13 protein-coding genes are annotated in these 11,227 nt (G+C 34.1%); 10 read left to right on the top strand and 3 right to left on the bottom strand.

What is annotated here, in order from left to right; translation table 11 throughout:
• The first annotated feature begins 1 nt into the window (after position 1).
• The gene (locus DEU40_RS14405) at positions 2–1,465 is read left to right on the top strand and encodes a RagB/SusD family nutrient uptake outer membrane protein (RefSeq protein WP_110010469.1); all 1,464 of its coding nucleotides are present in this window, start codon (positions 2–4) and stop codon (positions 1,463–1,465) included.
• A gap of 354 nt (positions 1,466–1,819) precedes the next feature.
• Here DEU40_RS14405 and DEU40_RS14400 read toward each other — a convergent pair whose 3' ends face one another.
• Positions 1,820–2,332: a hypothetical protein gene (locus tag DEU40_RS14400; protein ID WP_110010468.1), complete on the bottom strand. Its 513-nt coding sequence runs from the start codon at positions 2,330–2,332 to the stop codon at positions 1,820–1,822.
• Between the two features lie 73 nt (positions 2,333–2,405).
• Positions 2,406–2,927 carry a DUF305 domain-containing protein gene (locus tag DEU40_RS14395; protein ID WP_110010467.1) on the bottom strand — a complete coding sequence of 174 codons (522 nt, stop codon included), beginning with the start codon at positions 2,925–2,927 and terminating at the stop codon, positions 2,406–2,408.
• 270 nt (positions 2,928–3,197) lie between these two features.
• Between DEU40_RS14395 and DEU40_RS14390 the strand changes: the two genes are divergently transcribed.
• From DEU40_RS14390 to DEU40_RS14370, 5 genes are all read left to right on the top strand, one after another.
• On the top strand, positions 3,198–4,235 hold the full coding sequence (locus DEU40_RS14390) for a serine hydrolase domain-containing protein (RefSeq protein ID WP_110010466.1): 1,038 nt from the start codon (positions 3,198–3,200) through the stop codon (positions 4,233–4,235).
• A 345-nt stretch (positions 4,236–4,580) separates the two neighbouring features.
• Positions 4,581–5,141, top strand: a complete 561-nt coding sequence (locus DEU40_RS14385) for a hypothetical protein (protein ID WP_110010465.1) — start codon at positions 4,581–4,583, stop codon at positions 5,139–5,141.
• An 80-nt stretch (positions 5,142–5,221) separates the two neighbouring features.
• Complete coding sequence (locus DEU40_RS14380; RefSeq protein ID WP_110010464.1) at positions 5,222–5,941, top strand: ABC transporter ATP-binding protein; 720 nt, start codon at positions 5,222–5,224, stop codon at positions 5,939–5,941.
• Between the two features lie 23 nt (positions 5,942–5,964).
• A complete protein-coding gene (locus DEU40_RS14375; RefSeq protein WP_110010463.1) occupies positions 5,965–6,450 on the top strand; it encodes a hypothetical protein in 486 nt (161 codons plus the stop codon).
• 152 nt (positions 6,451–6,602) lie between these two features.
• Entirely contained in the window at positions 6,603–7,040 is a 438-nt protein-coding gene (locus tag DEU40_RS14370; protein WP_110010462.1) for a hypothetical protein, read from the top strand.
• 134 nt (positions 7,041–7,174) lie between these two features.
• Here the strand turns inward: DEU40_RS14370 and DEU40_RS14365 are convergent, their stop codons facing one another.
• The gene (locus tag DEU40_RS14365; RefSeq protein WP_110010461.1) at positions 7,175–7,975 is read right to left on the bottom strand and encodes a patatin-like phospholipase family protein; all 801 of its coding nucleotides are present in this window, start codon (positions 7,973–7,975) and stop codon (positions 7,175–7,177) included.
• Between the two features lie 280 nt (positions 7,976–8,255).
• Here DEU40_RS14365 and chrA point away from each other — a divergent pair, with 280 nt between their 5' ends.
• The 4 genes from chrA to DEU40_RS22860 all read left to right on the top strand — a co-directional run bounded on the left by chrA (position 8,256) and on the right by DEU40_RS22860 (position 11,170).
• Complete coding sequence (gene chrA, locus DEU40_RS14360) at positions 8,256–9,380, top strand: chromate efflux transporter (RefSeq protein ID WP_110010460.1); 1,125 nt, start codon at positions 8,256–8,258, stop codon at positions 9,378–9,380.
• Positions 9,381–9,572: 192 nt separating this feature from the next.
• Positions 9,573–10,151, top strand: coding sequence for a TetR/AcrR family transcriptional regulator (locus DEU40_RS14355; protein ID WP_110010459.1), 579 nt, complete (start codon positions 9,573–9,575; stop codon positions 10,149–10,151).
• Positions 10,152–10,193: 42 nt separating this feature from the next.
• Positions 10,194–10,847: a nuclear transport factor 2 family protein gene (locus DEU40_RS14350; protein WP_181397973.1), complete on the top strand. Its 654-nt coding sequence runs from the start codon at positions 10,194–10,196 to the stop codon at positions 10,845–10,847.
• Entirely contained in the window at positions 10,784–11,170 is a 387-nt protein-coding gene (locus tag DEU40_RS22860) for a nuclear transport factor 2 family protein (RefSeq protein WP_110010458.1), read from the top strand. The genes DEU40_RS14350 and DEU40_RS22860 overlap by 64 nt, the downstream gene beginning before the upstream one ends.
• Positions 11,171–11,227: the final 57 nt, after the last annotated feature.

The raw sequence follows: 11,227 nt of genomic DNA, 5'->3' as shown, positions 1-11,227 counted from the left end.
AATGAACACAATACAATACTTTATAACAGCTGTAACCCTAAGTTTTTTGGCTACCAGCTGTGCCAATGACCTCAATACGTTACCGGAAGGGGATATTTCCGGGGAGCAGCTCAATAACGATGCAAACAGTCCGGAAAAAATTCTGGGTGGAATCTATCTTGATCTTCGAAGCAATGGTGCAGGCGGTACCACCGTTCACTCAGATTTCGGAATCATGGGAATTAAAGCAGGTGCAGATCTGATGTCTAATGATGTGATCCAGTCTACCAACCAGCATTTAGGAATGTTTTATAATTATGAAGCCACTAATGCCAGTAATATTGCTTCTGAGATTGTATGGACTACTTTTTATGCAAGAATATTCGTAATCAACAAGCTGCTGGATGGTCTGGATAAAAATGCCAATGCAAAAAACAGAGCCATTGCAGGACAGCTGCTCGCTTTAAGAGCTTATTCCTACTTTTATCTGGTGCGTTTTTATGCCCATGATTATAACGGACATCAGTCTGAGCCCGGTCTTCCATTGGTTCTTACCGCAGCTAATCCAAGTCAGGGACTTCCGAGATCAACGGTTGCTGAGGTTTATTCACAAATCAAAAAAGATATTGAAGAATCTATTACGCTTCTGGATACGTATGCCCGACCTTCCAGAGCCCAGATAGACCAAAGAACTGCTAAAGCTATTGCATCCGAAGTATTTCTTGAGACACAGGATTATATCAAGGCAGCCCAATATGCTCAGGAAAGTAAACAGGGAATTGCCCTTATGACCGAAGAAGATTATACCAACACCGGTTTTTCCAACATCAATAATCCTGAGGTAATATGGGGTTTTCATAATACCATTTCCACAATGAGCATCGGAAATTATTATGCTTCTTTCTTCTCCATGTTTGACAATACGAATGAAGGATATGCCGGAGCCGCACAGATCCGTAAGCTGATTGACAAGCGTCTTTATGATGCCATTCCGGCAACGGATTACCGTAAAAAAGTATTCAATGGAAACCAGAATGCTGCATATACATTCAACGGAAAAACGAAGAATTATCCGCCTTACGTAAGCTGGAAGTTTAAAGATCCCACGCTTTTTGAAGGAGATTATATTTACATAAGAGCATCTTCACTATATTATATACAAGCGGAAGCTCTTGCCAGACAAGGAAGAGAAGCTGAAGCAAGACAGGTATTATTTGACATTACCTCCAAAAGAGATCAGGCCTACACATTATCTACGAAATCAGGCAGCGAGCTGATTAATGAAATTGTCCTGCAAAAGAGAATAGAACTTTGGGGTGAAGGCTATGCCTGGTTTGATATGAAAAGATTAAACACCCCTTTAGAAAGGGTATACACAGGAACGAATCATACTTTTGGAAGATTCAACCTGACTCCTGATAAATTCAGATTCCAGATTCCTAATAAAGAGATTAATAATAACCCACAAATCAAGCAGAATGAGTAGATAAACCAAAAACAATTTTACATTCAAATATATTCAGTAACGAGGTGCCATTTACTTGTAAGTGGCGCCTTTTTTTATTGACTAAGGTAAGGTGCTGATATATTTTTGACTTTCATTTGCTAAAAACCTTTGATCTTCTTTCACCTTAAAATTATTTATGGAATTAAAAAAACTTTGCGTTTTTCGTTTTCAAAAACACACAAATAAGAAAGGTATAATTGGAAAACGCAAAGACGCAAAATTCTATTAAGAAGACTGCTATAAGGCGCAAGGATTTTATCTGTGATAAAATTGCATACTGTTTATTTCCAGGTCTCTTGCTTATTCTTTATTTCCAGGTCTCTTGCTTATTCTTTATTTTATAACAATATCCGACTTGTAATGATCTTTTACCATCTCTCCATTTTTATACAATCTCTGGTTAATCACCTTCCCTTTTTCATTAAAATAAAGCCACAACGCATTTTTTCTTCCTAAAGAATCCAGACGTCCCATTTCTTTCGGCATTTTATTATTATGAAGAATCTGAACAGGATACAATCCTTTCAGATCTTTCAGGGAATCCATTTTTGCAGGGATCAGTTCTGAATCATTCCCTATTTTGAAAATATATTTTTTTCCTTTATCACTATTCAAAATCAGTTCATCACCTGATATCTTATATTTACCTTCTGAAAAAGGAGCCGTTACCATATGATCATAGCTTACAAATTCTGTTTTTAAAAATTCAAAATTTCCATCTTTTATAAAAAGTGAATAGCTTCCATTTCCCGATTCCAATTCAACATATTTAGGATATTCTTTATCCTTTTTACAGGAAATAATAGTGAAAAAAATGATAGAAAGGCTAATAGTTTTAATTTTCATGGAAACTAAATTATTAAAATATTCTGATTAAAATAACAGTATATCTATATTCGTGTTATTTCAGATTCCTGCCCTACCTTTTTTCAAATTCTCTGAGTTTGTGCTTCATCAGCTTGATTTCTTCGGATTGGGTTTTAAGAATATTTTTCTGCAGGGTAATCAGCTGCGGATCGGTAAGATGAGCCTTTTGTGACATTAAAATAGCTGCTGCATGATGAGGAATCATACTTTTGACAAACTGTCTGTCATCAACATTCATCTGTTCTCTGATTCCGAACCAGGAAAAAATACCTGATATTACGGCAATGATCACTATAGTCCAATTTATTGCTTTGTTGGTATACATCTTTCGCATCACCCACAATTCAATGAGAAGCATCGCTGAAGTCATCAACAAAGCCATATATAGATTATTAATGTTCGAAATAAGATTCTTCAGGCTGTCTATCATAGCATACATAATGATATACATCGCACAAAACATCACTACAGCCATCAATACAAATTGTCCGTACATTGCAGAGGAAGAACGTTTTGAATGCTTTTCAACTTCCATGGAAGAAGATGCTCCATGCTTATGCTCTGTATTTTCCATAAAAAAGAAATTTAATTGATTATTGACATTTCTGAATAAGGTACCATCAGCATTTTTGAAGTATTACTCCTCATATAAATTCAAACCACCTTTAAAAATACAGACTTTTATCTTACTGATTTATGTTTTCACTCATATTAATTGACAAATATTTACTTGTTGAATCTAAGGAAAAATATATATTTGGAAGCTCAAATCTTTAAAAACAACCATCTACAAAAGATTCAATAAGAATTTTCTTACATCTCAGTTTTTAAAAAAAAATAAGTAATGACCAAAACACAATTATTTTTCACAGGCGTATTTTCTACGTTGTTATCTGTTGCCGCAACAGCTCAGAAACTAGACGCTTACACTCATAAAATCGACAGTATTATAACGTCTCCCAACCCGATAGCTTTCAATGGCGTCGTTTTGGTGGCTCAGAAAGGAAAAGTACACTATCTGAAATCCAATGGCTACAAAGATTTTGATAAGAAAATTCTTTTGAAAACAGGAGATCAGTTTGAAATCATGTCCAATTCTAAGCAGGTTACCGCAGTATTGGTTTTACAGGCCGCCGAACAGGGAAAGCTGAACCTTCATACTCCTATCAGAAAATACCTTCCTTCTCTTACTCAAACCTGGGCCGACACAGTTACCGCACATCATCTTCTGAACCATACCCACGGGATTAGCAATCTTGAAAAACCTGCTGCTTTCAAAGCGGGCACCCAGTTTAAATATGGTAATCTTTCCTATATAATGCTTGGTGAAATCCTTAAAAATACAACTGGAAAAAGTTTTGCTGAATTAGCCAATTCTCTTTTCAAAAAACTAAGAATGGATCAAACTTTTGCTTACAATACAAAGAATAATCAATCTCTGGTTGCAGGTTATATGAATGAAAATAATCAGTTTAAAAAAGTAAAAGAAACCTTCCTGAATGATAAGATAGCACCTGCTGCAGGCATTATTTCTACGGTGCAGGATCTTGCAAAATGGGATCAGGCTTTATTTAAAGGAAAACTTCTCTCTCCTGAATTTCAAAAGCTGATGCTGACACCTTCTACAACTTCTCAGCATAATGTGTTCGGAAAAGAAAGTATGGGATTCGGGTATAATATAAGATTTATCAAAGAGGCAGGACTGGATTATTTTGCAGTCACAGGTCTTGGTGATGGTTTCACTTGCCTTAACACTTATTTTCCTTCCACTGATACCACCCTGATTATTCTTGAGAATCAGATGCCTGAAAACAGCGAATACTGGAGTTTCAAAGAGGCTGCAATAAAGAATGTAATTCTTACAGCTATAGCTTCTCATTGATATTTTTTATTGATTAATTCACAAAACCTCATTTTTAACATTTATTTTTAATAAATTTTTAATTTAATTTTACATAAGGATTTTCAATCTGTTTTTCAACACATTACATTATATTCAGAATTATATACCTGATGTAACAAAAATAACAGCACTTTCACAAAAGAGAATAAAACTTCATGATTTACAATCGTTTATATAAACAATGAAGCCCATAGCATCAGCAGATGATCTCTTATAAATATTAAAAAAAAATGTTACTTTTGCTTTAACGAATTAAAATTGCTTTTTAGCTTTTTTATGAGTAAATTTATGTGCACCAAGTTATAAAACATTAAAATTCATTCCATGAGAAAAATAATTCTACTTATTACATGTATGTTCGGTATTTCAGTTTTCTCACAGATCAAAGTGTTGAAAAATGAAAGTTTGGTGGAAATTGGTAAAGATAATTCCGTTGGTCTCTATAAAAAGGAAGATAAATTTACAGTGAACTACCAGGATCTGAACACCAGCAACCTGAATACAATCCGGTCTTTTTCATTCCAGAACCTTAATGGAGATGTTGCCGGGCTCTATAAACTGATTATGGATGGTTTTATTTCCACTCCAGAAGAAAATATTATATTGGAACTGCCTAATGATATCATAGAGCTTCATTATGAAAAAAACTATGGGCAGCAGACCATGCAGTTTATTCAGGTGATCAACAAGAACCGGAAATACATTGGAAAATCACAGTTTTTAACCCAAAAACAGGTGGAGAAAATTTTTGGAAGAACGAATGGAAAGTATGCCATGTATGACAAACCTTCCGGTATAAACCCTTCAGCAGTAAAAGGAGCCACCAACACTGCTTCTACAGCAACTCCGGCATCTGGCGGAGCCAAGAAAAAATCAAGAAAATAATTATATTTTATAAATATTGCTAAACTCATTCTATCGGATGAGTTTTTTTATTTTATTTTTGCAGAAAGACATTACAATTTATGCCGCTTCAGATAATCAATTTAACCAAAAAATTTGGTGAACAGACTGCTCTTGACAACATCAACATTTCTATTGATAAAAATGAAATCATCGGTCTTCTTGGCCCAAACGGTGCCGGAAAATCTACGCTGATGAAGTCTATTGTCGGGGCTCTGAAAATTGATCAGGGAGAAATTATTTTTAATGGAATGAATATCTCAGATCATGAGATTGAAAGCAAAAAGAAAATAGGTTTTCTTCCGGAGAATAATCCGCTTTATCTGGAGATGTACGTGAAAGAATACCTTCAGTTTGTAGCCAATATCCACAAAATTTCAGAATCCAGAGTAGATGAAGTGATTGAACTCGTAGGAATTACTCCGGAAAAATCAAAAAAAATCGGACAGTTGTCTAAGGGATACAAGCAACGTGTAGGATTGGCACAAGCGATCATTCATCAGCCGGATCTGCTGATTCTGGATGAACCTACCAATGGTCTGGATCCCAATCAGATTATTGAAATCCGTAATGTGGTGAAACAGATCGGACAGCAAAAGACTGTTTTACTATCTACTCACATCATGCAGGAAGTGGAAGCGCTTTGTTCAAGAGTTATTCTTATCCATAAAGGAAATATTCTTCAGGACTGCCCTATTGATGAATTCAAAGGTAAATTTGAAAGCCTGGAAGATGCTTTTGCAAGTTATACACAGAATTTTGAGATTAAACCTGAACATTAAATTAGGAGGTCTATTTTGTAATTATGAATACAAAATTTACTTTTAAAGCTTTTTTACCAGCTTTATTGTTGATTGCCTGTTTATATATTATTATATCAATTATCCCCGGGATATTTATTACAAAAAATTATAATACTCCAGTATTTCCAAGAATATTTCTCCCAAGTATACTTATTTTTTCGTTTGTAATACTCTTTGGAGAAGTAAGAACAAAATTTATCAAGATAACAATCGATAAAGATACTATTGTTGTGAGAAGATTTTTTGGACTTCTAACTAAAACTTATAAAACTCATGAAATTGAAGGTTGGAAGTTTAGCCATTTGACAGGTAAAGGAGGAACTTACGAATATCTTTACTTGTATAAAGAAGGAAATAAAGTTGTAAAAATATCACAATTCTATCATAAAAATTATTTTCAGATAAAAAATTACATTCAAGGAAATTTTAAGCACTTAGGTTATGAAAAGTTATCTTACACAGATGAGTTCATAGAAATATTTAAATAATTATTTTTAATCTATTTTTAGCTCATACAAATTTATTATAATTAAAAAATCATTGTAATAAACTTTACGCACTTGTTCCTAAAAAGAACATTCAGCTGAAATATGGCTTTATATTTGATAGAGTCTGAAATGTTAACCAATAACCACTCAATATGATAAAGCATATTTTATTAGGGACTTTCTGTTTAGCCCAGTTTTCTTTTGTTCAGGCTAAAGAAGTTCCCGCTCCGAAAACAGACGGTTTTATAACTTCTTCTGCCCTTCAGCAGGTACCGAAGACTGTTATTATTAAAACCAAAAAGTTCAAGATCAGAATCGACAAACAACCGAATGGAAAATACCTTTACCAGTCCTGGAATGCTAATGCAAAGATCACCGCTAAGCCAAGCATGATCATCAGCGATGGTGAACTGATTCCTGACGGTACAGGAGGAAATTATTATATCGAATTCAGTAATGAAGGACACAGCTATCAGATCTGGAGAAATTATCTTACAGATTCTCCAAAAAAAGCACCTTATACATTAGTTGTAAATGATGCGAATGACCGTGAAATTGTTCGCCAGGACGGATATGTCGTGAAAAATTAGAATTATAAAAGCGGGAAGCTGAAAGAATGAGGCTGAAAGTTATTATAGTCTGCCTATAACTTCTCTTTTAGAACCCAAGATTGTTTTCCTTTCTTATAAAATAAAAGTCCTGTATTGATTAATGCAGGATTTTTTTATGTTCCAGATTGTTTTAATTCTGTGAAAAAAGTACTTTCTTCATAGCTTTCTTTTGCTGCTTTGTAACCGATATTGAAAATCTCTTCCAGTCTGTCTTTTCTCCGTTCGAAAGTTCCGTAGGAAGATAATTTTTGGGAAGAAATGAACCAGTCACAGTAATCAAATTTTATTTTTTCGATTCTGTAGGACAGAAGGTCGTAAGAGCGGGAAACAATAGCTTTAATAGAGTTTAGATCCTTAATCTTTGCTTCATTGGGTGGAGATACAAATACACCGATCAGCTTATCACAGTCTTCTCTGATGATATCTGCCGGAAAGTTATTCAGTACTCCTCCATCACAATACATTTCATCACCGATGATATAAGGAGTTGTGATTCCCGGAATGGAGCAAGAGGCAATAATGGCATCAACAATTTCAAAATCTTTATCAAAAATTTTCTGTGTACCTGCAACCAACTCTGTAGCTACGATTTTCACTTCAATATCAAGATCACCTAATTTCATTTCGTGGAAAATAGGTTTCAGGTAGTTTCTGAAGATCACTGAAGAAACCAGTCCCGGCTGATTGAACGTAAAGTGTTTCCAATTGAAAAAATAGACAGAATTGAAGAATTCCAGGATTTCTTCCGGAGTTTTTCCGACAGCATGGAGACATCCTACAATAGATCCTGCGCTGCAGCAAGAAAGAATATCTATCTCAATACCTTTTTCCTGTAAGAATTTTAATACTCCTGCATGAGCGATTCCTTTGGTACCGCCTCCTGATAAAACAAGTCCTACTCTCTCAAAATTCATTGAATAAATGTAAGAAAACAGTCTGAAATAATTAAGTTAATTTTTATAAATATGCTAATTTTAAAATTATTTTAAGAAAAATCGCTGTAATCACATTAAAATTCAATCAAACAGCTTTAAATCCTTAACCAGCCTGACCTTTACAATCTGCTATTAAAGCCTATACTTTTCAAAATTAATGTAAAAAATGATCATGCAGACATTAAAATATATACTATAGTTTTTTACTTTTATCAAATCAATTTTTAATAAATGGTCCTTGTAAAACAAATCGTTTAAAGTGAACAATAATAATGACTTAAAAGACCTTGCCAAATTATTTCTGAAGCTGGGAATCATTGGATTTGGAGGCCCTGCTGCCCATATCGCAATGATGCGAAAAGAAGTGGTAGCTGAAAAAAAATGGCTGACAGATCAGGAATTTCTGGATCTTATTGGAGCTACCAATCTTATTCCCGGTCCTAACAGTACTGAAATGGCAATCCATATAGGACGTGAAAGAGCAGGCTGGAAAGGACTTATAGTTGCCGGACTTTGTTTTATATTTCCTGCGGTTATTATTACAGGTATCTTTGCATGGCTATACAAAGAATATGGCCGGCTTCCTGAAGTATCTCCTTTTATTTATGGAATAAAACCTGCCATCATAGCGATTATAATAGGTGCTGTATTCCCACTGGCAAAAAAATCAGTAAAAACTTTCCCATTAGCGGCTGTGGGAGGAATTGTTCTCCTATGCTCTTTGTTACAAATCAATGAAATAGTATTAATGTTCGGAGCGGGATTTTTAATATTGTTAATAGAGTATCAAAGAAATAAAAAACTGAACAATTTTATTTTTATCAGTCCACTTCAGTTTTTACTATCCAACACTTCTTCCCTGCTCAATTTAAAATTATTCTGGATCTTTCTGAAAGTCGGAGCCATATTATACGGCAGCGGATATGTTTTATTCGCCTTTCTGGATACAGAGCTAGTTTCCAGAGGGATTATTACCCGTCAGGAACTTATAGATGCTGTCGCCGTAGGCCAGTTTACTCCGGGGCCAGTGTTTTCTTCAGTGACATTTATCGGATATCAGATCAATGGACTTCCGGGGGTTTTGGTATCTACTTTAGCCATATTCCTTCCTTCTTTTATATTTGTTGCTTTGTCCGGTCCTTTCATAAATAAAATGAGAAATTCTGCAACATTTTCTTCTTTTCTTAACGGTGTAAATATGGCTTCTGTAGCTCTCATTCTGTCTGTATGCATCACTATGGGAATTGACAGCATTACCGACTGGAAAACAACTCTTATCGCCTGTATAAGTATAGCTGTTGTATTCGGATTTAAAAAAATAAACAGTGCTTTTGTTGTTATCGGAGGAGCACTACTAGGTTTTTTACTAAGCTTTTTATCCTGAAAAATACTAATGAGTATACTTTCACAGATAAAAATCTTTGGTTGTATGTGTGTTAAACTTAACCGGTTTTTGAAACCTGTCAGGTTATTTTTACCTTTTAAAGAATCAATTGCCAGCCTTACACGCTATTGAAGAATCTAAATAATAATAAATTCAATTTGGAACGATTGGTTTAAATTGTATATTTGCAGTATGCCAAGAAATAAAGAATTCGACTATACGGAAAAACTGGAACTAGCCCGTAATCTCTTTTGGGAAAAGGGATATCACGCTACCTCAATGCACGATATTGTAGATGCTATGAATCTGAACAGAAGCAGTATTTATGATACCTATGGTAATAAACATGATTTGTTCTTAAAATGCTTATCCAATTATTCTGATTTCAAAGAAAATCAATATTACCAGTCATTACAAGCAAAAAATGAAGGTATAACCGCGCTTGAAAACATTATCCGTGATGTTGTTGAACAAACTGTAACTGATAATAAAGCATGCCTTACGGTGAAAACCATTTTCGAAATTGTTCCGGAAGATCAGGAAGCCAGGCAGCTTATTTTAAAAAGTGGCAAATCTTTACTGGCTATTATAGAAAAAGCAATATTACAGGCTCAGGAAGGTGGAAATATCAAAAGTACAACTTCAGCTCAGATTATTGCCCGCTATATATTATCTTCTTTCAGCAGTTTCTGGAGCCATTATAACCTGACCCAAAATAAAAAGGAAGTAATGGAAATGGTTGATTTTTTAATAGATCAAATTAAGAAATAATTTTTTTTATCAAATTCTGGAACGATCGGTTTAAATAAAAAAATGAAGAACAATATCATAATAACAGCTACTCTTCTGATATTCATATACATTACCAATATGAAAGCTCAGGACAGGCCAGCAATACAACAACAAAAAAATATGAACAATACAGATCTTGCGACACTTCGCAAAAACAAAGTGAAAACGTATTTCAAAAAAGTGGATGAAGGGCGATTTGACGAAGAATATTTTAATCTCTATACAGATGATGTAGAAATATATTATCCTAAATTCGGGTTTGAAAAGGGAAAAAATGGAATCACAAATTTTGGAAAAGTAATGGGTGCTCATCTTCAAAGCCTCAGCCATGATATTGATAATTTTAAATATGTAATTTCTGACCATAGTATTGTGGTAGAAGGGACAGAAAGGGGAATTACAAGATCCGGAAAGGAGTGGCCTGATCATAAGATTTCTTATGGTAAATTCTGCAATGTTTTTGAATTCGAAGATGAATTTATCAAACGTATACATGTGTATGTGGATCCTGATTTTGCTTCAGAAGATGCAGATAGAGTAAATATCTTTAAAAATCCATCGTTGCCTATCAACAAAGAATCTCTAAAAACAACAAAAGAGGTGATAGATGAATTTTTTGCTTTACAATCCGGAAAAAAGGAAGGAAATATTTTAGATTTATTTCTGATCATTTAGACTGGAACTTACCCGGAAATAAACAAAAATTTCCGTGGACAGGTAAAAGGCAAACCAAGAAGGAAATAGAAGAGTTTTTTAAAGAATTATACTCAAATGTCAAACCGGAAAAATTTGAAATTGACTTTATAGCTGTTAATGGTGAAAATGCCACTGCTACCGGACATCTGTCTTCAAAAATTTTAAAATTCAACAAGATATTTACTACTGAATTTGTTGTGATTTTTAAAGTAGTGAATGGTAAAATTGTGAAATATCATTTTCTGGAGGATAGCTATAAACTTAATGAAGAAATGCAGTCCGAAGCTATTAATGTGCAATAGAGATTTACAAAGTTATTATTACTTTCACTAAAAAAACCCGGAAAATCCGGGTTTTAA

The organism is Chryseobacterium sp. AG844 (assembly GCF_003182335.1).
GTDB classification, from domain to species: domain Bacteria; phylum Bacteroidota; class Bacteroidia; order Flavobacteriales; family Weeksellaceae; genus Chryseobacterium; species Chryseobacterium cupriresistens.
This window is presented reverse-complemented; position numbering and strand designations above follow the sequence as displayed.

What these genes read in the sequence shown, in the direction of transcription:
- DEU40_RS14405 (WP_110010469.1), top strand. Translation starts at nt 2, where the DNA reads ATGAACACAATACAATACTTTATAACAGCTGTAACCCTAAGTTTTTTG.
- DEU40_RS14400 (WP_110010468.1), bottom strand. Translation starts at nt 2,332, where the DNA reads ATGAAAATTAAAACTATTAGCCTTTCTATCATTTTTTTCACTATTATT.
- DEU40_RS14395 (WP_110010467.1), bottom strand. Translation starts at nt 2,927, where the DNA reads ATGGAAAATACAGAGCATAAGCATGGAGCATCTTCTTCCATGGAAGTT.
- DEU40_RS14390 (WP_110010466.1), top strand. Translation starts at nt 3,198, where the DNA reads ATGACCAAAACACAATTATTTTTCACAGGCGTATTTTCTACGTTGTTA.
- DEU40_RS14385 (WP_110010465.1), top strand. Translation starts at nt 4,581, where the DNA reads ATGAGAAAAATAATTCTACTTATTACATGTATGTTCGGTATTTCAGTT.
- DEU40_RS14380 (WP_110010464.1), top strand. Translation starts at nt 5,222, where the DNA reads ATGCCGCTTCAGATAATCAATTTAACCAAAAAATTTGGTGAACAGACT.
- DEU40_RS14375 (WP_110010463.1), top strand. Translation starts at nt 5,965, where the DNA reads ATGAATACAAAATTTACTTTTAAAGCTTTTTTACCAGCTTTATTGTTG.
- DEU40_RS14370 (WP_110010462.1), top strand. Translation starts at nt 6,603, where the DNA reads ATGATAAAGCATATTTTATTAGGGACTTTCTGTTTAGCCCAGTTTTCT.
- DEU40_RS14365 (WP_110010461.1), bottom strand. Translation starts at nt 7,975, where the DNA reads ATGAATTTTGAGAGAGTAGGACTTGTTTTATCAGGAGGCGGTACCAAA.
- DEU40_RS14355 (WP_110010459.1), top strand. Translation starts at nt 9,573, where the DNA reads ATGCCAAGAAATAAAGAATTCGACTATACGGAAAAACTGGAACTAGCC.
- DEU40_RS14350 (WP_181397973.1), top strand. Translation starts at nt 10,194, where the DNA reads ATGAAGAACAATATCATAATAACAGCTACTCTTCTGATATTCATATAC.